Origin of the sequence: Centipeda periodontii DSM 2778 (assembly GCF_000213975.1) — a bacterium.
GTDB lineage: Bacteria > Bacillota > Negativicutes > Selenomonadales > Selenomonadaceae > Centipeda > Centipeda periodontii.
The window spans coordinates 165,648-186,361 of record NZ_GL892076.1 but is presented as its reverse complement, the minus strand read 5'-3'; the positions used below and the strand labels follow the sequence as shown (position 1 = coordinate 186,361).

Genomic DNA, 20,714 nt, shown 5'->3' with positions numbered 1-20,714 from the left:
AGAGCTATGATGAAATATGAAGCAACGGTCACGGCAATCGGGGATTTTGTACTGCCCTTTATGCAGACACGCGAGTCTGTCATCCTCTTTAACAAGGATGTACCGTACGAGTACGAGAACATGGTCGTGGCGCACACAAAGGGGGAGCTTTCGGCAGATATCGTGCCGGGAGATCGGCTGACCCTCGCAGATCGCAGTTATACGGTGACGGCGGTCGGCGATGAGGCGATGAAGACGCTGCGCGCAAACGGACACTGCACGATTGTGTTTACGGGCAAGGACGCAGTGGAACTGCCGGGGCAGATCATGGTCAAGGGCGACGGCGTGCCGCGCTTCATGGTCGGCGATGTCATTCGCTTTGAATAAGGAGGGGCACATGAAGGTATTGGTAATCGGCGATCCTCTGCTCTCATCCGAGCGCCTGGAGGCCGCCGTCAAGAAGATATTGGGCGATGTCGAAGTCGCGCGCGTGGACTGGAAGCCCGCAAGCGATGAGGAGTTCTGGTTCCTGCGCAGCGAGGTCGAGAAGAAAGGACCGTCGGCAGGAAAGCCGCCTGTGGAGATCTTCGATCATGTCGGCGATGTCGATATCATCATCACACATCACACGCCGATCAATGCAGAGATTGTAACAGCGGCAAAGAAATGCCGCATCATCGGCGCGTGCCGCGCGGGTGTCGAGAATGTGGATGTCGCGGCGGCATCGAAGCAGGGCATCGCCGTGTTTCACACGATGGGGCGCAACGCGCACGCGGTTTCGGACTACACGATCGGACTCATGCTCGCCGAGATGCGCAACATCGGACGTGCACACGCAGAGCTGAAGCAGGGACATTGGAAGAAGCAGTATTCGAACGCCGCCTTTGTCGGCGACATGCTCGAAAAGAAGATCGGTCTCGTCGGCTTCGGCTACATCGGGCATCTCGTGGCAAAGAAACTCAAAGGCTTCGACGTAGAGATCCTCGTCTACGATCCATATGCGAACGCGGCAGACGTCGAGGCGTCGGGCGCACGCCTCGTTCCCCTCGAGGAACTGTGTGCGGAGGCGGACTTTATCAGTATGCATGCGCGTCTCTCCGAGGCGACGCAGGGACTCCTCGGTGAAAAGGAGTTTGCGCGCATGAAGCCGACGGCATATGTCATCAATACAGCGCGCGCAGGACTCATCGATGAGCAGGCACTCATCAAAGCGCTGCATGACAAGAAGATCGGCGGCGCGGCAATTGACGTGTTCTGGACGGAGCCGCCGCCGGCGGATCATCCGTTTATGACGCTTGAGAACGTCACGATCACGCCCCATCTCGCGGGATCGACACGCGACGCATTCAACCGTACGCCCTACCTCCTGCTCGAGGAGATCAAGAGCACGATCAGCGGGAGTGCGCCGCGCTGGGTCGTCAATGCGGATGCCGTTTCGACCGACTTTTCGGGACTCAAATAGGGAGGAGGCAGCTATGAAAGCAGCAGTGTACCACGGCACGGCAGACGTGCGCGTGGAGGAGGTCGCAAAGCCGGTGATCGGTGCGGGGGAACTCCTCATCAAGGTCAAGGCGTGCGCCATCTGCGGCGGCGATCTCAGGACATTCCGCCATGGGCACAAGGCGATTCATCCGCCGATCATCCTCGGACATGAGATTGCGGGCGTGATCGAGGAGGTCGGTGCGGGCGTTGATCGTTACCACGTAGGCGACCGCGTTATCGTTGCGCCGGGCATCGGCTGCGGTGCATGCTCTTACTGTCTCTCGGGACGCCAGCATCTCTGCTATACGCGTGAAACCATCGCACACGGCTACGACGGCGGCTTTGCCGAGTACGTGCGCATTCCTGCAAGCGCTGTCCGTGCGGGCAATGTCAACTTCATCCCCAACGAGGTTGACTATCTCGCCGCCTCGCTCTCAGAACCCCTTGCCTGTGTCATCAACGGGCAGGAGGCGATGGACATCCAACTCGGTGATACCGTCGCCGTCATCGGTGCGGGTCCGATCGGCATCATGCACGCCGAGCTCGCGCGTGCGCGCGGCGCGGGGAAGATCTTCCTGCTGAACCGCAGCCGCAACCGTCTGGACGCAGCACACGATCTGAACTATGACGCCTACATCGAAACGGGTGAGGACGGTGGCGTGCAGGCGGTACTCGATGCGACGGACGGTCTCGGCGCGAACGTCGTCATCGTCACGGCGGGCAGCGCTGCGGCGCAGCGTGCGGGCATCGCCATGACGGGCAAGATGGGCAAGGTCTGCCTCTTTGCAGGGCTGCCGAAGGATACGCCCGAGCTCTCGTTCGACGTGAACTTTGTTCACTATCGGCAGATCACGCTGTACGGCACATTCTCATCCGCGCCGCGTCACAACGCGCTCGCCGTGGAACTGATCCGCAGCGGCAAGATCAATGCCGACCGCATCCTCACACATGCCGTCGCATTGGATGACATCGTGCACGGGTTCGAGCTTGTAGAGCACCGGGCAGGGATGCGCGTCGCGGTTGTTCCCCACATGGAGGAGATTGCGGAGGACATTGCGCGTCATCCGGATCTTGTGATTTCAAAAGGCTGATTTTCATCGGGACTGCTGCACGCTGCTTGTGCAGTGGTCCCGTTTTGTCTGTGTATTGAGTGAAAGGTGGAGCTGCGATGTCGATGGAGGAACTTTACGCACGGGAGCCGGCAGGGCTGTACGAGGTGCGCACGCGCAAGGCGGGACCGAAGGGGCGCCTGCCGCTGACGGATGAAATGCTGCGGAAATCGCCGAGCGGCAATATTTTCGGCATGACAATCAACGCGGGTATGGGGTGGAATCCCGACGATCTGGCGGGCGGCGATGTACTCATCATCGGCACACAGGGCGGCATCCGCCGCGATGACGGGACAACGGCGGCGGTAGGCCTGCACAATGGACATTTCGAGCTTGGCGATCTCATGCGTTCTGCTGCCGATGAACTAAAGGCGGAGGGCTATGTCCCACACGCCGCCTTTGTCACTGATCCCTGCGACGGACGCAGTCAGGGGACGACGGGCATGTTTGACTCGCTGCCATACCGGAATGATGCTGCGATCGTCATGCGCCGACTCATGCGCTCGCTGCCGACACGGCGTGCGATCATCGGCGTCGCCGCGTGTGACAAGGGGCTGCCCGCGATGATGATGGCGCTCGCGGGTATGCACGACCGTCCCGTCATCCTCACTATCCGGCGGCGCGACACTCTCGCCGACGGATAGTGAGGATCTCGGCACGGTGCAGACACTCGGGGTGCGCTATGCGAACGACGAGATCACGCTCGACTATGCTGCGCGGACGGGCTGCAGCTCCTGCGCGTCCCCGGGCGGCGGCTGTCAGTTCCTCGGTACGGCGGGTACGTCACAGGTCGTCGCCGAGGGACTCGGACTGACGCTCACACACGCGGCGCTTGCACCGTCGGGAGAGGAGATCTGGCGGGAACTCGGGCGTGCATCGGCGCGTGCGGTGATGGAACTCGCCGCGCGAAATATCGTGGCGTGCGATATCCTGACCGATCACGCGATCGAGAACGCAATGGTCATTCATGCCGCATTCGGCGGCTCCACGAACCTACTGCTCCATCTCCCCGCCGTTGCACATGCGGCGGGTTGCCACATGCCCGACGTTGCCGACTGGTCGCGCATCAACAGGGAGGTGCCGCGCCTCGTGAGCGTTTTGCCGATCGGCCCCGTCAACTATCCGACGGTATTCGCTTTCATGGCGGGCGGCGTACCCGAGGTTATGCTGCATCTCAGGAAATTGGGACTTCTGCATGAGGATGTGCGCACCGTCACAGGTGCGACACTTGGAGAAAACCTTGACTGGTGGGAGCAGTCCGAGCGACGCAGCATCTTACGCAAGCGTCTCGAAGAGGTGGACGGCCTTTCGCCCGATGAGGTGATTTTCAGCCCGGATGAAGCAAAGCGGCGCGGCATCGGCTCAACCGTCACCTTCCCTACGGGCAACATTGCGCCCGAGGGCTCCGTCGTAAAATCCACGGCGATCGATCCCTCTGTGATCGGCGCGGACAAGGTGTTTCGTCACACGGGCAAGGTCAAGACATTTACATCAGAAAAAGCGGCGATTGCTGCGCTCAAGGAACACGGGCGCATCGTCGCGGGGGACATCATGATCGTCATGGGCGGCGGGCCGAAGGGGACGGGCATGGAGGAGACGTATCAGCTCACCTCCGCACTCAAGCACCTGCCGTTCGGCAAGCATGTCTCCCTCATCACGGATGCGCGCTTCTCTGGTGTGTCGACGGGTGCCTGTTTCGGACATGTGGGACCCGAGGCTCTTGCGGGCGGCCCCATCGGTAAGCTGCGCGACGGCGATGTTGTCGAGATCATTGTTGATACCGAGAAGCTGGAGGGCAGTCTCAACTTTATTGGCACGGAGGAGAGGCCTCTGAGCTGCGAAGAGGGGGCGCGTGTACTTGCGGAACGCACGATGCAGGACGGCGTCGGTCCCGATGCGGAACTCCCTGACGATACGCGCCTCTGGGCGGCGCTGCAGGAGGTCAGTGGCGGTACATGGCGCGGTTGCGTCTACGATGTGGAGCGCATTCTCGCCGTGCTTGAGGCCGGAAAGAAAGCGCTACAGGAGAGATCAGGAAGATAGGGAAGCGGAGGATACTATGTTCAAGGGAGTCAACTCACCCGTCATTACGATATTGAAGGATGACGGCACAATCGACTATGAAAACATGGAGCGGCACATCAATCATCTCGTCGAGGCGGGACTGAACGGACTGCTCTTCCTCGGCAGTCTCGGCGAGTTCTACGCGTTCAGCGATGCGGAGAAGCGCGCACTGATCGACTTCGCCGTCAAGACCGTTGCGGGACGCACGCAGGTTGTGATCGGTGTCGGTCACACGGAGGAGGAGCAGGTCATCCGTCTTGCTGCCCATGCTGCGGAGGCGGGGGCAGATGCACTCAACATCGTTTCACCCTACTACTTCGGACCGCCTGCTGCGGCGGCGATTGATTATTTTGAGCGCATTGCAAAGAGAACCACGCTGCCGATCATGCTCTATAACTTCCCCGATCGTACGGGCAGCGACCTTTCTCCTGAGATCGTGCGCGAGATCGCACTGCGTTGTCCCACGATCACGGGCATCAAGGACACGGTGGACAACATCAGCCACACGCGGCGCATCTGTCAGGCGGTCAAGCCCGTACGCCAAGATTTCGCCGTTCTCTCGGGCTTTGATGAATACTATGTTGTGAACCGCATCTCCGGCGGTGACGGTGTCCTCTGCGGACTTACGAATGTTGTGCCCGAGCTTTTCGTCAAGATGCACACGTCCTATGAGCGCGGTGATTTTGCTGCGGCAGTTTGCTGTGCCGAGAAGATCGCGGGGCTCATGCGCATCTACGCCGTGACACCGCTCTTTATCACGGGGATGAAGGCGGCGGTGCGCGCGATGGGGCTGCCCATCTCCACCGACACACGCGCACCGGGGACGACACTCACGGAGGCCGAGGATCGGGAGATTTGCGCGATTCTCGCCGATCTTGATTAAGTGAAGAGTGAACGGCGAAATTATGACAACACCTCCTGCAAGGTTTTTTGCAGGAGGTGTTTTTTTAGGAATCGCTGATAAAATAGACCCTCAGATTGGCGCAGATTTTTCGTCCGATTGAGGCAGCAAACCGGACGCATAGCCAAAGCTATGTGGAGGATTTGCTAACGAAAAGCGGGCAAAAAAGATGCGCTAAGATGGCGGTGCTGAAGTTATCAGTGCTTCCTTTATGCTAATCTTTTTGTTATAATGATAAGAAAGTAACATCGAAGGGGAGTGGAATGATGGCGGAGAGTTTGCCGCTGCCCGTGATGCGCGGCAGTTATGCGCATATGACACGGACGGAAAAGCGCATCGCGGACTATGTGTCCGCGCATGTGAGTGAGGTGATGGAGCAGACAATCTCGGATCTTGCGGCTGCGGTCGGCAGCTCTGAGATCACGATCTCGCGCTTTTGTAAGAAGCTTGGATTCAGCGGGCTGCAGAGCTTCAAGATCGCGCTCGCGGCAGAGCTTTATACGCAGGAGGAAACAGTCTATCAGGACATCGACGCCGCTGACACGAGCGAGATGGTCGTGCAGAAGGTCTTTCGCAACATCACGGACGGACTCACGGACACGCTGAAGCTGCTCGACTATGCAGCGATTGACCGCGCTGTTGACATCATCCGCAGCGCGCGGCGCATCGCCGTCTACGGCTTCGGCAACTCGGCGACCGTCTGCCGCGACATCGAGACACGCTTCCTGCGTTTTGGCATGGTCGTACAGGCGTATAGCGACGCGCACCAGCAGGCGACCTCGGCGTCGCTCCTCACGGCGAAGGATGCCGTAATCGCCGTTTCGCATACGGGTGCGACCCTCGAGCTCCTCGACTCCGTGCGTACGGCGCGGGCGGCGGGCGCCTCCGTCGTCGTCATCACGAGCCATGCTCATGCGCCTCTGGCGAAACTTGGCGATGTTGTGCTGCACGGCATGGGACGCGAGGTGCACTACAGCTCCGAGGCCGTCTCCTCGCGCCTCATCCACATGGCGATCACCGATGCCCTCTATACGGTCATTGCGATGAGGGAGCCGAAAGAGTACCGCAGCAACCTCAAGAAGATGCGCGAGGTGATCGCGAAGAAGCGGTTATGATGGAATGACAGAAGAGCAGGTTGGAAAAGAGCAGATAAATGAAAATCTATCAATGGCATAAGGGAAATTCAACGGGGCGGCGTCTGTTTGACGAACTGTTGGCAAAGGTCGCCAATGAGGAGTGGGACGACGAATATCTGCTCCTTTTGATCGAATATCAAAAACTATATCCGGCGTCAGAAAAATTCGAAGTGTTCTATGCAAAATATGCACTGGCGCACGGCAATACACAGCTGGCGCTTGCGATTGCACGCGACGGCGAGCGCAAGCGCAGGGTGAGTCCTGTCGTGTGGGAACTCTTGGCGGAGTGTTATGAGCGGCTTGGGATGTTCTACGAAGCTGCTCTTTACCGTGCCTATCTGCGTGTGCACTGCCGCCGCCCGCTGCGGATGTCCATACCGGAGGGAGAGGAGCAGCGGTATCTTGATCTGTTCACATGTGCCGCTCGATTGGGGAGTTATGCACCATATATTTCGCGGGCCAACTTTGCGCAGGGCAGCATCGAATGGAAGTCCGGCGTATATGCGGGCGAATGGATCCCGCATGTCCTGCCGGAACCGTATCCGTATTGGGTGGGAGCCTACCTCGAGCGCGGGGAACTGAACTCGCACGGATGGCTGCTCGCACGTAGCCGTGCGGACTCCGCCTTTGCCAAACACTATGGCGCGGATTTTACCTTTGATATTTGGCGCTCGACCGTGCAGACCGAACTGGAGGTTCCGTGTGCGCCCGGAGAGACATACCTGCTGCCTGTAGCCGGAACAGAGCCGTCGCAGAAGATCGTTTTTTCCGTGGGGGAGCAGAGCTTCTTTGACCGTGGCGGGCAGTATCGCTATCTGTTTTATCGCGTGGAAGAGCCCGTTCGGATTTGCTCCGAGCAGCCCTTTGCGGCAGCACGCCCCATCCGCCTCGGACACAGTCCGAAACGCAAAAAGCTGGTGCTGAACATCCTTGTGGACGCGCTGAGCTGGGGTGCGATCAAAGAATTCCAATACGCAGATGTGCCGAACATCATGCGCTTCTTTTCCAAGGGCATTATTTTCAACAATCACTTCTCTGCGGCGGAGTATACCTATCCCTCGCTCGCGTCGATTGAGACGGGGATGTATCTGCATCACAATCAGGTGTTCAACGAGGTGTTCGGACAGGAGATCGATCCGTCCTATGTGACCATCTCTCAGCGCATGAAGGAACTCGGCTATCTCTGCGTGAATGTCATGGGGTCAGGGGATGGCATATACAACGGTGTGACGCGCGGGTTTGACCACATCATTGTGGACGCAACCTATCTGCCGGGATATGAGGCAGTGGAACGGACGATCCGTCACATCGAGGCATTTGATGAATGCGATCAGTTCCTGTGGATACATTTTGCCGATTCGCATGTGTACTCTGCGGGCGCGCAGGCACCTCCGAGCTCCATTCAGACACATTTGCCGCTCGCGCAGCGCATGGAGGGGAGCGACGATCGGGAGACCAGCGTGAATCTGCCGAGCCGTCCCATCTATATCGCTGCGAATCGACACAACATCCGCCATGCGGATCGTGTGCTCGGCGTACTCTTTGACTATTTGGAACATCATTTCAGCGACGATGAATACATTGTGCATCTGTATTCGGATCACGGCGTTCCCGTCTATGAGGCGGAGCCGTATCTCACGAGTGAGAAACAGGCGGGGGCGACGCTCATGATGCGCGGCGGGGATATTCCTGCACGCGGCATTGTGCAGGAGCTGACGAGCGGCGTCGACATCTACAATATCATGGCGCATAATGTCGGCTTCCCGGTCGGTGAGAATACGGACGGCAATCTCCCCGCAGCGCTCGGCGGGAAAGAGCGCGCCTATGTCATCTCTAATTCCATCTATCCGAGCAAGCGCTATGAGCTTGGGATCCGCACGATGGATTATGAATTCCGGCTCAGCTCGGAGGATATCGTCGGCATGGACGGCACCGTTGATCTTGCGGGGGCGAAGATGGCTGTATGGAAGAGAACTCCTGCGCATGAGAACGTCGATGATGATGCCGTATTCGAGTACTTCTATGACATTGCAATGAGATTTACCCGCGGCACGATCGATCACGAGGGACATCGCTGGCCTGAGCAAACGGATTGAGTCGAGCAGGATGCAGAAAAGTGCAAAGAGATATGGAAAAATCACGACGCACAGGAATCGTAAACCTGGACGTAGCTATGGAATTGGGAAGAAATGGAGGGGCAATGGGCGACTTAAACTTTTACGAGGGGAAGCGCGTATTCCTCACGGGACATACGGGATTCAAGGGCATGTGGCTCTCTCTCCTGCTTCTGAGGGCAGGTGCGGAGGTCACGGGATTTTCCCTCGATGCACCCACCAAGGGCGGCGCACAGGCACTGAGCCATCTTGGTATCTTGAAGGAAATGCGGGATGTGCGTGGGGATGTGCGTGATCTTGCAGCGCTGCGCCGCACATTTGATGAAGCAGATCCCGAGATTGTCTTCCACCTTGCGGCACAGCCGATCGTGCGCGAGAGCTACCGTCGCCCCGTGGATACGTTCGCGGCGAACGTGATGGGGACGGTCAATCTGCTCGAATGTGTCCGCGCATCGGACACCGTACACTCGGTACTTGTTGTGACGACGGACAAGGTCTATGAAAACAAGGAATGGGCATGGGGCTACCGTGAGAATGAGCCGTTGATGGGGTACGATCCCTATTCCGCGAGCAAGAGCTGTGCCGAGCTTGCGGTTTACAGCTATCGGCAGAGTTTTTTTGCCGATGGAGCAGTACGCCTCTCAACGGCGCGCGCGGGCAACGTGATCGGCGGCGGGGATTTTGCGCCCGACCGCATTATACCCGACTGCATCCGCGCAGCCGTGCGCGGGCAGGTGATCGACATCCGCAACCCCCACTCGACGCGTCCCTATCAGCATGTCTTGGAGCCACTCTCCGTCTATCTTACGATTGCGGCACGACAGGCGGCAGACGCCTCCCTCGTCGGCGCGTGGAACGTGGGACCCGACGATGCAGACTGTGTGACGACGGGCGAACTTGCCAATATCTTTTGTCGGACTTGGGGGGAGGGCGCACACTGGCAGACACACGCGGACAATGGCCCGCATGAGGCTCATTTCCTTAAGCTCGACTGCTCGAAGATCAAGAGTGAACTCGGATGGAAACCACGTTGGCATATTGCTGATGCCGTGGAGAAAACGGTGGAATGGGCAAAGGCGTGGGCGGCAGACAGTGATATGCGTGCAGTGACAGAGGAACAAGTGCGAGAATTCTTTAGGAATCACTGATAATTTTATCAGCGATTCCCTAGTCCTCTGCCTTTTTCCTTTTGCGCCGTGGGCGGACCGTGATGAGAAAGGCGGTGGCGTAGGCAGTGATGGGGATGGCGCAGAGGAGGCCGATGCTGCCGACAAGGGAGCGCACAACTTCGGTTGCGATCATGTTGAGGTTCATGACGTGCAGCAGGGAGATATCGGGCTGCGCGGAGATGAGGAGGATGAGCGGGAGTGCGCCGCCGATGTAGGCGAGGACGAGTGTATTCGCCATCGTGCCCATGACATCGCGTCCGACGTTCAGCCCTGAGGCGACGAGCTCCCGAAATCTGGTCTTGGGTGCGAGCTGCTTCATCTCATACTGCGCAGAGGCGATGGATACCGCTACGTCCATAACGGCGCCGAGTGCGCCGAGGACGATGCCCGAAAAGAGCAGCTCGCGAAAGTCCACGTCTTTCAGATAGAGTACCTTGAGCATACCTGCCTGCTCCTCAGCGACGCCCGTGAGATAGGAAAAGTGGATGGCAAGGATGGCGAGAAGCCCCGCGATGAGTATGCCGCCGATCGTGCCGATGATCGCGCCTGCGGACTTGACGTTGCGCCCGTTAACAATGAGCTGTGTCGCAAGCGTGATGACGGCGCCGATGAGGATCGTCCAGAGGAGGATGTGCGACGGTGCGAAAAGGATGAAGCCGATGAGTCCCTTTGCGATGAGAAGGACGGCGAAGAGGAGGACAAGGAGCGCCTTTGCGCCGGTGACGCCGCCGAAGAGGATGAGGAGCGCGGCGAAGCCGAGCAGCAGGAGGAGCATTGCGGGCAGGCGGTCGTAGTCGACGATGGCGTAGCTCTCGTTCTCCGTGCGGACGATGATGTTGTCGCCCTCCTGCGGGTGGATATCAAAGGCGGGATTGTTCAGCGTCCGGTGTGTGATCGTTGCCTCTGTTCCCTCTGCGGGGCCTGAGTCGATACGAATCTGTACCCTATACTGTGCGCTGCCCGGCGCAAATGCAGCGATGTCGTTTTCGCTCTCCGCAACGGAAAGCACTTCTGCCTTGTAGGTGGGCGGGTCGCCGTCCTCGCCGGCGGGCAGGTGGAAGAGTGCATAGAGAATGACGATGAGGGCGAGGCAGATGCCAAGGAAGCGTGCAAAGCGCTGCGAATGGATTTTCATGGAAATGCACCTTTCATGCATGTGGAAATGATCGGAATTATCATATAGAACAATGATGATATTTTGATGAAGAAGTGTGGAGAAAGTATCGGATTTTTATTTTAGGAGGCGATCGTTATGGCAACATAGATGCAGCGCGCACGTGCGGGAGAGACGACGGAGGAAATGCGCATTGTGGCGGAGGAGGAGCGGGTAACACCGGAGTTCGTACGCGAAGGTGTGGCGGCGGGGCGGATCGCAATCCCCGCGCACATGGACACTGCTAATCGTTATCCATGATGTCAATAGTTATTCCTGATTACCTTAAAACTATTGACTTTACGCCTATTCTCACATATACTGAGAACAACAGATGATTCCGGAGAGGACCGACGATGTTCTCACGGCGCAGGAATTGTCATCACCGTGTGAAATCTTTCAAAGCTGCCATACGGCGGCTTTTCTTTTCCATCGGTGAACTCAGTTCGAGGCAAGGCGCCAGAGTGTAAACAGCCCGCTCGGGCGATAGAACAGAGGAGGAATTGTCATGTTCTCAAAGACAGATTTTTGGATTGGCCTTGCGGTCGGTGCGGTGGCAGGTATTTTTGGCTATCGCTTCATGCAGGAGCGCACGCAGCAGCTCGCCGCGCTCGAGGCAGGTCAGGCGGATCTCTCGCTGGCGGAGCTTCAGCGCCAGAAGGAGGAACTGGAGGATCTGATTGCGGCGCAGTCCGCGTCGGAGCAGTAAGAGTTCCGTAGGGGTGGGGACTGCTGCGCGGAATCGCGCGCAGTCCCTTTTTGAAAGTAAGAGGGCTTTTCATGAATATTTTCGATACGATCAAAAACGCGATTCCACAGTCGGCGATGGATGTCTTCGTCCGCACGACGGACATTGCGTCGTATATGCCGGGGCGTGTGCGCCTCTACAGCAAGCAGCTCGTAAACAATGCGGCGCTCGAGGCGCAGGTGCAGGCACATCTTGGTGCACTCGCGGAGATTGAGCGCGTGGATACGAATATCGCGACGGGCTCGATCCTCATTACGTATGAGCCGGAGCGCCTGCGCAGGAATGCGGAGCTGCGCCGCGTAGAGGACTATATGCGCACGCACGCGAGGAGGCGGGCATCATGAACTACGTCTCAGGGTTGATGCTCGGCGCATCCGTTGCCAATATGCTGCGGCAGATGCTCGGCGCGGGCAGTACGTCCGGCTTTGCCGGGCAGGGCATGGGAGGAGGACACGGGCGCGCGATGCAGGATGGCAATCTGTTGTCGGGCGCTGCATCGCTCGGGAATTTTTCGAGCGGTGCATCTGCATTTTCGAGTCTCTTTGGCAGCATGGGGCGGATGGGTGGAAATACGCCCCTCCTGCATGCGGGCGTGTCGGATAAGAATGCTGTTCCTCAGCGGGCAAGCGATCCCTCGGTGTCTCCCTTTGCTGTGGTGCACGCATCGTCGGGGCGTCGTCGCTATCGGACGCCGTATCTGACACCGGAGTTCGCAAAGGTGCTTGAGGAGCTTCTGCCGCGTCTCCCGTTTGTGACGGCTCTGCGGGCAAACGCGGTGTCCGGCAGCATTCTCATTATTTACCCGCCGGAGGACGAGGCGCATATCCTCGTGCTCGCGGAGGGGTTGGAGGCGATCTTTGCAGAGGGACGCACCGCACCGCCGCCTGCGACGGTTGCGCAGAGCGTGCGCCGCTCGGTGCGTGATTTCAGCGGCTGGATTCAGCGGCACACGGGCGGGGCGCTCGATCTCAGTTCGCTGGTCGCGGTGATCTTTGTCCTGCGCGGGATTCGCCAGCTCCTGCTCACGAACAATACGCCGTCGGGTTCGCAGATGCTCTGGTGGGCACTGACGCTCATGAGGGGATGGAAGGTATGAAGCTCGTGAACACGCGAATTCGTCTGAGCACTGCCCTCCCGCGTGAGGATGCTCTGCGGCTTGCGGCGCGTATCCGCCGCTTCCCTGCGGTGACGGCGGCATCCGTGCGCGATGCACACGTCGAGCTCTGGCACGAGGGCACAATCCCCGCCGCACGCATCCTCGCGGCAGCAGAGCGTGCCGTGCGCGATGCGGCAGAAAAGGCGGTGACACCGACGGAACGCCTCGCGGAGTTCCGCCGCGATGCCGTGATCTCGCTCGCGAGCTTTGCGGCGATGGAACTGCTTCGGCGCGGTGCGCCCGAGCTCTTCGCCTCGCTGAAAATTCTGCGCGCTCTTCTCGTGCTTGGTATTTCACGTAATTTCATCAAGACGGGGATCGGCGGTTTGATCGAGAATCGGCAGCCGAATGCGGATACGCTGACGACGACGGCGGTCATCGCCTCCGTGCTCGCAGGCAAGCCCGAGTCGAGCCTCATGCTGCTCGCACTCAGCAACGGCTCTGAGATGCTGACGAGCTATGCGGCGGAGAAGGCGCGTACGCATATCTCGGGACTCCTCTCGCTCGGACAGCGCGATGTCTGGCTCGTCGAAGAGACGCCGGACGGCGAGGTCGAGCGCAAGGTGCCCGTGGAGGAAGTGCGCCCCGGTGATACGATCGCCGTGCACGCGGGCGAGAAGATTGTGATCGACGGGCGTGTCCTGCGCGGTGATGCGGCGGTGACGCAGGCATCCATCACGGGCGAATCGGCACCCGCGATGAAGCATGAGGGTGCACCGGTGTATGCGGGCAGTGTGGTTGAGGCGGGCGAGCTCGTCGTCGCGGTGGAGAAGGTGGGCGGCGATACCTCGCTCGCGCACATCGTTCACCTCGTCGAGGAGGCGCAGACGCGCCGCGCGCCCGTGCAGAACTTTGCCGATCAGATGGCGAACTATCTCGTACCCGTGTCCTTCCTCGGCGCGGCGATCGTCTACGGTGCGACGCGTGACTGGGGACGTGTGCTGAATCTGCTCTTTATTGACTTCTCCTGTGGCCTCAAGCTTTCCACGGCGACGGCAATGTCGGCGTCGATTGCGGCGGCGGCAAAGCGCGGCATCCTCGTCAAGGGCGGCAACTACATTGAGGCGCTTGCACGCACGGATACGGTTGTGCTCGACAAGACGGGAACACTGACGGTCGGCGTGCCGGAGATCACGTTCGTCCGCACGGCAGCGGGTGTGACGGAGAAGGAAGTCATCCTTCTCGCGGCATCGGCAGAAGAGCACTCCGTGCACCCGCTCGCTGTCGCCATTCAGAAATACGTGGAGGAACAGGCGTGGAAGGCACCGCAGCACCGATCCTCCAAAACAATTGTAGCGCGCGGCATGCTTGCCGAGGTGCCGGATTTCGAGGGCTTTGCGGGCGGTATCGTGCGTGTCGGCAGCCGTCGCTTCCTGCAGGAGAACGGCGTTACGGACGAGGAGAATTTGATTGCCTCGGTGACGGGGAAGAACCTCCTCTACGTCGCGCGGGATACGAAGCTCATCGGCATCATCGGCATCGAGGATCCGATCCGCCCGAAGATGAAGAAGACGCTGAACCAGCTGCGGCGCTGCGGCGTGGATGAAATTGTCATGCTCACGGGCGATGCAAAGGCGGTCGCGGCAGACGTGGCGCGCGAGATGGATGTGGACTCCTATCATGCGGAGATCCTGCCCGAGGATAAGTCGCGCTACGTCAATCAACTCAAGCAGCGCGGCACCGTCATGATGGTCGGTGACGGCATCAACGATGCGCCTGCGCTTGCATTTGCCGATGTGGGCGTTTCACTTGGCGGACGCCAGACGGACATCGCGGCGGAGTCCTCGGCGGTAACCATTCATTCCGAGGATCCGACGCGGCTTGTGGAGGCACTGCGCCTCGGACAGCGGTCGATGCACCTCGTACATCAGAACTTCAAGGCGACACTGCTCGTCAACTCGGCGGCGATGCTGCTCGGCGCACTCGGGTCGATCAGCCCTCTCGCAGCGGCGGCGATCCACAACACAGCGACGCTCGCCGTCGTCTTGAACAGCTGCCGCATCCTGACGCCGGAGGGTGGGCTTTTCGCGCGGCGCACACAGCGATGAATGCTTGATTTTTCCGCAAACCTGTTGTAGAATACGAGAGAAATAGGAGATAGTTTCGGATCATGCATTTACCGATCCGCTATTTGAGAGGAGTGTTTTGTCAATGGCAGGAAAGATGAAGAACTGCTCGAGTTGCGGGAAGGTATTTGTTTCGATCAACAATTCTCGTATCTGCATGGATTGCCGCGCGAAGGAAGAGGAGTACGAAAAGGAGATTATCGCGTATGTGCGCGACAACCCCAAGAGCACGATCGCGCAGATTGTTGAGGAAACCGGTGCACAGGAGCCGTTGATTCGGCGGATGATCCGCGAGGGTCGCTTTGTGGCAACGGGAGTCGAGCTCTACTATCCGTGTGATAAATGCGGCTCGCCCATCCAGAGAGGGCAGTACTGCGAGAAGTGCCAGAAGGAGATGCGCGAGGAACTGACCGCCGCGATTGCGAAGAAGAGCGGCGCGGCTGCAAAGCCCGCTGCTGATGCTGCAAGCGGACGCCGCGGATATGTGACACTCGGTGATAAGATGGGTAAATGAGTAAAAGTGCAGACGGGTACTTGGGAAAATCTTCTTAAGTACACGTCTTTTTTTTCGATAAAGAGTGTGAAAGGGCTCCAAATTTTTTGGAGTTGATATATTAGGTGGTGAAGAATATGTTGATCAGCAATCATGCAGTTGCGGCGGTGAGCCGTCTCTATGCGGGCAGTCAGTCGGCAGGAATGCGTCGTCTGGATGCGGCAGGAGCTGTGCAGCGTCCGGATGCACTCGAACTTTCCGGCGAGGCACAGAGCTTTGGTGATATTCTGCAAAAACTGCGGGGCATAGACGATGTGCGTTCTGAGCGTGTGGAGGCGCTTCGGGCACGTGAGCAGGAACCCGCACCGGCCGACATTGCGGCAAAGATGCTCGCAATGCGTTACTGATAGGGGCTAGGTCATGTGGAATACGTTCGCTGCAACACTCAAGGAACTTCATCGGCAGTACGAGAAGATCCGTGATCTGCAGGGGAAAAAGCGCCGCGTTCTCGTGGCACTTGACATGGCGGCGCTGGAGAAGCTGACCGCCGAGGAGGAGTTTCTCGCAAATGCGGTGCAGGAACTTGAGACACAACGCCTGACGCAGCTCGCGCAGATCGCAAAGGATACGCCCGGCGTCAGCGCCGAGACCGATATGGAGGAGCTTGCACTGCTTGCTCCGACCGATGCCGTTCACCGCTCCGTGCTCGCAGCGAGTCGGAAGCTGAGCCTCATCGTCAAGGAAACGAAGGAGCTCAGTGAGGCGAATTCCCTCCTCATTGAGGGAGCGCTCATCGCAGTGAACCGGCAGCTGGGCAGGATCGGCGGTGCCGTTGTCGACCCCGTATACGGGAGCAGCGGCACAGAGCAGGTGCGGCATCTGAAGAAAAACTTGGACTATAGGGCGTGAGCGGCGATGACAAATGAGATTCGCGAGGCACTTGTGCTCCTGAAAGAGCAGCTCGCCGCCTACGAAGAGGCGACGCTTCGCTTTGTTGCGCTGAGAGAAGCATTTTGTCGGAGTGCTTCGGGCGGGGGGCTTGCGGAGCCGACGGCGGCAGCGGAACGCAGCCTGAGTGAGGTGCGTACGCTTGCACGTCGGCAGTCGGACTTTTTGCTCCGGACAGGGGCGACAAGCCTCTCTGATATCGTCTCCCGTGAGCCGAATTTGCGTGAACGGCTCGCTGTGGAGCGCGTTTTGCGCGCCGTTGCTGCACGGCAGAAGGAACTGCAAGAACGCATACAAATTTGCGCGGAGCTGCTGCAGAGGAGTGCGGATTTCGTGAACTATCAGCTGAACGTCATCTCAGGCACGGCTGCGGACGACACCTACGGCAGATCGCAGCCCGTTGCGGGACCCGCACCCGGGGTGCGGCGCGAGATTGCAATGTTTGATGCAGATGTATAAATGAGCGAGTATATAAGGAAAGAGTGAGGGATCTATGCGGTCAACTTTTGCCGGACTCAATACGATGGTGCGGGGCATCCAGAACAATCAGCTCTCGCTCGACACCACGGGACACAACATCACAAATGCCTCGACAGAGGGGTATTCGCGCCAGCGCGTCGACTCGGCGGCGACGAACTATCAGGAGCGCCCATCCCTCTATGGGGGAGTCTATGTCGGCGGCGGCGTGGATGTCGTGGCGCTGAACCGTGCACGCAATGTCTACGCGGACAAGCAGTACTGGTCGGAGAACTCGACGCAGAACCTCTACCAGACGTACAAGACGAACTACGACAAGGTGGAAACGATCTTTAACGACTCCAAGAAGACGGGTGTGCTGAACGCGATGCAGCAGTTCTACTCCGCGTGGGTAAACCTCTCCAACTATGCAAGTGATTCGGCTTCGCGCACGTCGGTCATCGCGAAGGGGAACAACCTCATCGACCGCATTAAGACGAATGCACGGCAGTTGCAGTCTCAGATCGAGTCACAGTACGAGGAAATGCGCATTCAGGTTGGCAAGGTCAATGGTCTCACAAAGGAGATCGCACGTCTGAACAAGAACATCCTGTTTGCCGAAACGAACGGAGGCAAGGCGAACGACCTGCGCGACCAGCGCGACCTCCTCGTGGATAAGCTCTCTGAGATCACGAACGTCAATGTCTATGAAGAAGCAAATGGACAGTATACCGTCGTTTCGAACGGCATGTCGCTCGTTCAGCGCGAGAGCTCGCTGACGCTTGAGATGAGCGAGCCGATCAACAATAAGCAGTACGGGCTCACGGACTATACCCTGCGCATTAAGGAGGCGGGCGGCATCGGCTACGTCCCGCAGAGCGGCATCCTGAAAGCTCTGCAGGATACGATCGTGCAGGATAAGGGACACATCGACCAGCTCGCGGATATCTCCGCGACGCTTCTCACGACGTTCAACGATGTGCACAAGCTCGGCGCGGGCATTGATAACGACACGACCAATGGACCGACGACGTGGCTGAACTTTTTCGGGAAGAACAAGTTCAAGTCTGAGACAGGCACGACCTACGACCAGATGCAGTACACATGGCATATCGACCCGCTGACAGGGGAGCGCTATATGGAGGCTGCGGGCGCAACACTCACGCGTACGGTAGGCCCCCCGGGTGAGATGACGGTGCAGACGAACGTTACGGGCAGTCCGGACAGGCTCCAGTCGATGCAGATCATCAACGCACTCAAGATCGCAGATGAACTGACGGAACCGGGCGGGCAGAATCTCGTCGCCGCGCGTCAGATCACGAAGGCGGACGGGACAAAGGTCGTTCCGACTGCGCTGAGTGGCACTGGTTCGACTTACAAATATAAGTTTTCCGAGGTCAACGGCACGGGCGATGGAACGATGGCGGTGGAGCTGAGCAAGCTCTTCAACATTGACAAGGCGGGCACGATGAACCCGCGTGGCACGGAGCGTGCGGTCAGCGATGTCTCGATCAACCAGTACTACAACAGCATGATGAGCAAGCTCGGTGCAGATGCCGAAAACATCGACAAGACGCTCAAGCAGCAGGATGATCTCATGACGCAGATCGAGCAATGGCGGCAGTCCACCTCGGGGGTTGACTGGAACGAGGAGCTGACGAACATGCTCAAGTTCCAGACGGGCTATGGCGCGTGCTCACGTGTGCTCACGTCAATGGATGAGATGCTCGATCGTCTGATCAACAGCACGGGCGTCGTCGGAAGGTAAGAGGTGACATAATGGTTCACATTAGCAGCAACTACATGGTGCGGCGCTATCAGAGGGATCTGAACGCACTCGACTACACGAAGTCGAAACTCATGGAGCAGGGCGACGGCAGCAAACTGCACCGCCCCTCGGACAACTCCGTGGACTATTCGCGCTTCCTGCGCTACGATGTCTCCGAGGGCGAAAATGACCGCTATCAGGCCAGCGTTAAGGCTGGGATCTCGTGGATGAACGCGACGCAGACCTCGCTCTCTGCGATGGAGGACATACAGAAGACGTTCAAGGCAAAGACCATCCAGGGCGCAAACGACGATAAGGACGAGAAAGGCGGCGACTGGCCCGCGATTGCACGCGAGATGAAGGCGAACATTGAGCAGGCCGTTTCGCTCGGCAATACGCAGCTCGGCGACCGCTACATCTTCGCGGGACAGGCGGATCTCAAGCAGCCCTTTGTCATGTCGAGCGAGGCGGATCTGAAGAACCGTGGCGTGACGAAGACGCTCGATGACCGTCAGGCAGCCTTTTTCAACGATGCGAGCAACAACAACAGCGCGGATTTCCTGCACCAGATGCTCTCGCTCGACGGCGACGACGGCAATACATACTACCTCAACACGCTGACGGGTGATATCTACACGAAGAAATTCGTGCAGGAAGGCTACAAGGATGTCATTGCCAACGGGCGCAAGACCGTTTCCGCAGCGGATCGCGTCGGCAACATCACGACGGGTACGAACTTTATCAAGAACAATTTCAAGAACACGGGGGAGCTGGTCAGCGATCCGGGACAGGGTGTAAACTGGTCCAATAACACGGCGGTGTCCGGTGTGACGCTGAAATTCTCCTCTGTGCGCCAGCAGATTGTCACCTACAACGGCGATATGCGCTACATCTCGATGGTCAAGCAGAACGGCTCGACGGAGCCGTCGGCGGATACGGTCAACAAGACGGGGCAGGATATCTTCGGACGTGATCTTTTCGATGATAAAAATTCTGGCAACGAGCCCTCGGGTACGGCGATGGTCAACAATATGCTGACCGTCTATGCCAAGACGAAGGCGTGCGACGCACACTGGCTCAGCTCGGACGGCGTGACGCTCGCCGATGTCGCCAATCAGGTCACGCTGCAGGCGCATACGGAGACGGGCTCGCGCAGCGCCCTCTACACGGATATGACGGATATTCTCACGAATCACAAGGAGAATATCACGCGTGATATCACGAATACCACCGGTACGGATGTGGCGGAGCTCGCGACAAAGATGATGCAGCAGCAGACCATCATGAGTATGTCGCTTTCGATGGGGGCGCGCATCCTGCCGCTCTCGCTCGTGGATTATCTGCGGTAATTTCTTAAGCTAATGGGAAAGGATGCCCTTTATGCCTATGCTCTATCTGAATATACGCCACACGCTTCCGATGATCGGGATGCGTATTCAGCCGAATCGGCTGGATTCCGGCATGATACAGCCGCACTACGAACAGGAAACGCAGCAGGCACGCTCGAACCGCGGCGCAACGCAGCCGAAACTCACGATTGACAGCTATCCGAGTCGGCACAGCTACGGCTATACGAATCACACGGACTTTGCCCGTGAGAATCTCGAGCGCGGCATGCGCGAGGTACAGAAGGGCACATCAAAGCACACACAGATGGCATGGGCACTCGCTGAGGACGGACCGAAGGCAGGACGGCAGGTCGGCATCGAGTTTGCAAAGCGCGATATGGAGAACCGCGTCACGCGTCAGCGGACGCTGGTTGCGGCGCACATCCCTGACCCCGAGATCCACTTTGATGTGGGGCAGGCAGTTGGCGAGCCGACGGTCGGTCGCACAACGCCTCACTGGCACACGGAGGGAAAGCCGCGCCTTGAGTATAAGCGCGGCAGCATTGAGACCTACTTGCAGCAGAAAGGCGATATCCGCCGGTGGGTCAGTGAAGGCAAATACGATATACGTGCATAATAGGAGT

General features: G+C 58.6%; 23 protein-coding genes. 22 read left to right on the top strand and 1 reads right to left on the bottom strand.

Features of this window, described 5'->3' with window-relative positions; translation table 11 throughout:
* The first annotated feature begins 9 nt into the window (after positions 1 to 9).
* From HMPREF9081_RS00870 to rfbG, 10 genes are all read left to right on the top strand, one after another.
* On the top strand, positions 10 to 366 hold the full coding sequence (locus HMPREF9081_RS00870; RefSeq protein WP_040394167.1) for a PTS glucitol/sorbitol transporter subunit IIA: 357 nt from the start codon (positions 10 to 12) through the stop codon (positions 364 to 366).
* A 10-nt stretch (positions 367 to 376) separates the two neighbouring features.
* Entirely contained in the window at positions 377 to 1,441 is a 1,065-nt protein-coding gene (locus HMPREF9081_RS00865; protein WP_040394166.1) for a 2-hydroxyacid dehydrogenase, read from the top strand.
* Positions 1,442 to 1,454: 13 nt separating this feature from the next.
* A complete protein-coding gene (locus HMPREF9081_RS00860) occupies positions 1,455 to 2,552 on the top strand; it encodes a zinc-dependent dehydrogenase (protein WP_006304987.1) in 1,098 nt (365 codons plus the stop codon).
* Between the two features lie 77 nt (positions 2,553 to 2,629).
* Entirely contained in the window at positions 2,630 to 3,214 is a 585-nt protein-coding gene (locus HMPREF9081_RS14695; protein WP_006304986.1) for a dihydroxy-acid dehydratase domain-containing protein, read from the top strand.
* 16 nt (positions 3,215 to 3,230) lie between these two features.
* Positions 3,231 to 4,613, top strand: coding sequence for a dihydroxy-acid dehydratase domain-containing protein (locus HMPREF9081_RS00855; protein ID WP_006304985.1), 1,383 nt, complete (start codon positions 3,231 to 3,233; stop codon positions 4,611 to 4,613).
* Between the two features lie 16 nt (positions 4,614 to 4,629).
* The gene (locus HMPREF9081_RS00850) at positions 4,630 to 5,517 is read left to right on the top strand and encodes a dihydrodipicolinate synthase family protein (RefSeq protein WP_006304984.1); all 888 of its coding nucleotides are present in this window, start codon (positions 4,630 to 4,632) and stop codon (positions 5,515 to 5,517) included.
* A gap of 95 nt (positions 5,518 to 5,612) precedes the next feature.
* Positions 5,613 to 5,753: a secretion protein HlyD gene (locus tag HMPREF9081_RS14235; protein ID WP_071778178.1), complete on the top strand. Its 141-nt coding sequence runs from the start codon at positions 5,613 to 5,615 to the stop codon at positions 5,751 to 5,753.
* A 45-nt stretch (positions 5,754 to 5,798) separates the two neighbouring features.
* Positions 5,799 to 6,650, top strand: coding sequence for a MurR/RpiR family transcriptional regulator (locus HMPREF9081_RS00845; protein WP_006304983.1), 852 nt, complete (start codon positions 5,799 to 5,801; stop codon positions 6,648 to 6,650).
* A gap of 38 nt (positions 6,651 to 6,688) precedes the next feature.
* Positions 6,689 to 8,767 carry a sulfatase-like hydrolase/transferase gene (locus HMPREF9081_RS00840; protein WP_006304982.1) on the top strand — a complete coding sequence of 693 codons (2,079 nt, stop codon included), beginning with the start codon at positions 6,689 to 6,691 and terminating at the stop codon, positions 8,765 to 8,767.
* Between the two features lie 104 nt (positions 8,768 to 8,871).
* Positions 8,872 to 9,933 (top strand): CDP-glucose 4,6-dehydratase, encoded by a 1,062-nt coding sequence (rfbG, locus tag HMPREF9081_RS00835; RefSeq protein WP_040394165.1) that lies wholly within the window; start codon positions 8,872 to 8,874, stop codon positions 9,931 to 9,933.
* A gap of 19 nt (positions 9,934 to 9,952) precedes the next feature.
* On the opposite strand, the gene HMPREF9081_RS00830 is transcribed toward rfbG, so the two are convergent.
* A complete protein-coding gene (locus HMPREF9081_RS00830) occupies positions 9,953 to 11,089 on the bottom strand; it encodes a YibE/F family protein (RefSeq protein WP_006304980.1) in 1,137 nt (378 codons plus the stop codon).
* 129 nt (positions 11,090 to 11,218) lie between these two features.
* Here HMPREF9081_RS00830 and HMPREF9081_RS13730 point away from each other — a divergent pair, with 129 nt between their 5' ends.
* From HMPREF9081_RS13730 to HMPREF9081_RS00775, 12 genes are all read left to right on the top strand, one after another.
* Positions 11,219 to 11,368 carry a phosphomethylpyrimidine synthase ThiC gene (locus HMPREF9081_RS13730; RefSeq protein ID WP_006304979.1) on the top strand — a complete coding sequence of 50 codons (150 nt, stop codon included), beginning with the start codon at positions 11,219 to 11,221 and terminating at the stop codon, positions 11,366 to 11,368.
* A 247-nt stretch (positions 11,369 to 11,615) separates the two neighbouring features.
* Complete coding sequence (locus HMPREF9081_RS00825; protein ID WP_006304978.1) at positions 11,616 to 11,816, top strand: hypothetical protein; 201 nt, start codon at positions 11,616 to 11,618, stop codon at positions 11,814 to 11,816.
* A 71-nt stretch (positions 11,817 to 11,887) separates the two neighbouring features.
* Positions 11,888 to 12,199, top strand: coding sequence for an HMA2 domain-containing protein (locus HMPREF9081_RS00820; protein ID WP_006304977.1), 312 nt, complete (start codon positions 11,888 to 11,890; stop codon positions 12,197 to 12,199).
* A complete protein-coding gene (locus HMPREF9081_RS00815; protein WP_006304976.1) occupies positions 12,196 to 12,951 on the top strand; it encodes an HMA2 domain-containing protein in 756 nt (251 codons plus the stop codon). Before HMPREF9081_RS00820 ends, HMPREF9081_RS00815 begins: the two co-directional genes overlap by 4 nt.
* Positions 12,939 to 15,059, top strand: a complete 2,121-nt coding sequence (locus HMPREF9081_RS00810) for a heavy metal translocating P-type ATPase (RefSeq protein WP_006304975.1) — start codon at positions 12,939 to 12,941, stop codon at positions 15,057 to 15,059. Before HMPREF9081_RS00815 ends, HMPREF9081_RS00810 begins: the two co-directional genes overlap by 13 nt.
* A gap of 103 nt (positions 15,060 to 15,162) precedes the next feature.
* Positions 15,163 to 15,591 (top strand): hypothetical protein, encoded by a 429-nt coding sequence (locus HMPREF9081_RS00805; RefSeq protein WP_006304974.1) that lies wholly within the window; start codon positions 15,163 to 15,165, stop codon positions 15,589 to 15,591.
* Positions 15,592 to 15,707: 116 nt separating this feature from the next.
* On the top strand, positions 15,708 to 15,977 hold the full coding sequence (locus HMPREF9081_RS00800; RefSeq protein ID WP_006304973.1) for a flagellar biosynthesis anti-sigma factor FlgM: 270 nt from the start codon (positions 15,708 to 15,710) through the stop codon (positions 15,975 to 15,977).
* Between the two features lie 13 nt (positions 15,978 to 15,990).
* Complete coding sequence (locus tag HMPREF9081_RS00795) at positions 15,991 to 16,479, top strand: flagellar protein FlgN (RefSeq protein WP_006304972.1); 489 nt, start codon at positions 15,991 to 15,993, stop codon at positions 16,477 to 16,479.
* Between the two features lie 6 nt (positions 16,480 to 16,485).
* Entirely contained in the window at positions 16,486 to 16,977 is a 492-nt protein-coding gene (locus HMPREF9081_RS00790) for a hypothetical protein (protein WP_006304971.1), read from the top strand.
* A gap of 34 nt (positions 16,978 to 17,011) precedes the next feature.
* Positions 17,012 to 18,742, top strand: a complete 1,731-nt coding sequence (flgK, locus tag HMPREF9081_RS00785) for a flagellar hook-associated protein FlgK (RefSeq protein ID WP_006304970.1) — start codon at positions 17,012 to 17,014, stop codon at positions 18,740 to 18,742.
* Between the two features lie 11 nt (positions 18,743 to 18,753).
* Entirely contained in the window at positions 18,754 to 20,091 is a 1,338-nt protein-coding gene (locus tag HMPREF9081_RS00780) for a flagellin N-terminal helical domain-containing protein (protein ID WP_174262939.1), read from the top strand.
* A gap of 31 nt (positions 20,092 to 20,122) precedes the next feature.
* A complete protein-coding gene (locus HMPREF9081_RS00775) occupies positions 20,123 to 20,707 on the top strand; it encodes a DUF6470 family protein (RefSeq protein ID WP_040394161.1) in 585 nt (194 codons plus the stop codon).
* Positions 20,708 to 20,714: the final 7 nt, after the last annotated feature.

Bases quoted from the DNA above. Each gene is read 5' to 3' on its own strand.
- HMPREF9081_RS00820 (WP_006304977.1), top strand. From the start codon at position 11,888: ATGAATATTTTCGATACGATCAAAAACGCGATTCCACAGTCGGCGATG.
- HMPREF9081_RS00870 (WP_040394167.1), top strand. From the start codon at position 10: ATGAAATATGAAGCAACGGTCACGGCAATCGGGGATTTTGTACTGCCC.
- HMPREF9081_RS14695 (WP_006304986.1), top strand. From the start codon at position 2,630: ATGTCGATGGAGGAACTTTACGCACGGGAGCCGGCAGGGCTGTACGAG.
- HMPREF9081_RS00780 (WP_174262939.1), top strand. From the start codon at position 18,754: ATGGTTCACATTAGCAGCAACTACATGGTGCGGCGCTATCAGAGGGAT.
- HMPREF9081_RS00810 (WP_006304975.1), top strand. From the start codon at position 12,939: ATGGAAGGTATGAAGCTCGTGAACACGCGAATTCGTCTGAGCACTGCC.
- HMPREF9081_RS00800 (WP_006304973.1), top strand. From the start codon at position 15,708: ATGTTGATCAGCAATCATGCAGTTGCGGCGGTGAGCCGTCTCTATGCG.
- flgK (WP_006304970.1), top strand. From the start codon at position 17,012: ATGCGGTCAACTTTTGCCGGACTCAATACGATGGTGCGGGGCATCCAG.
- HMPREF9081_RS00825 (WP_006304978.1), top strand. From the start codon at position 11,616: ATGTTCTCAAAGACAGATTTTTGGATTGGCCTTGCGGTCGGTGCGGTG.
- HMPREF9081_RS13730 (WP_006304979.1), top strand. From the start codon at position 11,219: ATGCAGCGCGCACGTGCGGGAGAGACGACGGAGGAAATGCGCATTGTG.
- HMPREF9081_RS00815 (WP_006304976.1), top strand. From the start codon at position 12,196: ATGAACTACGTCTCAGGGTTGATGCTCGGCGCATCCGTTGCCAATATG.
- HMPREF9081_RS00840 (WP_006304982.1), top strand. From the start codon at position 6,689: ATGAAAATCTATCAATGGCATAAGGGAAATTCAACGGGGCGGCGTCTG.
- HMPREF9081_RS00795 (WP_006304972.1), top strand. From the start codon at position 15,991: ATGTGGAATACGTTCGCTGCAACACTCAAGGAACTTCATCGGCAGTAC.
- HMPREF9081_RS00845 (WP_006304983.1), top strand. From the start codon at position 5,799: ATGATGGCGGAGAGTTTGCCGCTGCCCGTGATGCGCGGCAGTTATGCG.
- HMPREF9081_RS00790 (WP_006304971.1), top strand. From the start codon at position 16,486: ATGACAAATGAGATTCGCGAGGCACTTGTGCTCCTGAAAGAGCAGCTC.
- HMPREF9081_RS00850 (WP_006304984.1), top strand. From the start codon at position 4,630: ATGTTCAAGGGAGTCAACTCACCCGTCATTACGATATTGAAGGATGAC.
- rfbG (WP_040394165.1), top strand. From the start codon at position 8,872: ATGGGCGACTTAAACTTTTACGAGGGGAAGCGCGTATTCCTCACGGGA.
- HMPREF9081_RS00865 (WP_040394166.1), top strand. From the start codon at position 377: ATGAAGGTATTGGTAATCGGCGATCCTCTGCTCTCATCCGAGCGCCTG.
- HMPREF9081_RS00830 (WP_006304980.1), bottom strand. From the start codon at position 11,089: ATGAAAATCCATTCGCAGCGCTTTGCACGCTTCCTTGGCATCTGCCTC.
- HMPREF9081_RS00860 (WP_006304987.1), top strand. From the start codon at position 1,455: ATGAAAGCAGCAGTGTACCACGGCACGGCAGACGTGCGCGTGGAGGAG.
- HMPREF9081_RS00805 (WP_006304974.1), top strand. From the start codon at position 15,163: ATGGCAGGAAAGATGAAGAACTGCTCGAGTTGCGGGAAGGTATTTGTT.
- HMPREF9081_RS00775 (WP_040394161.1), top strand. From the start codon at position 20,123: ATGCCTATGCTCTATCTGAATATACGCCACACGCTTCCGATGATCGGG.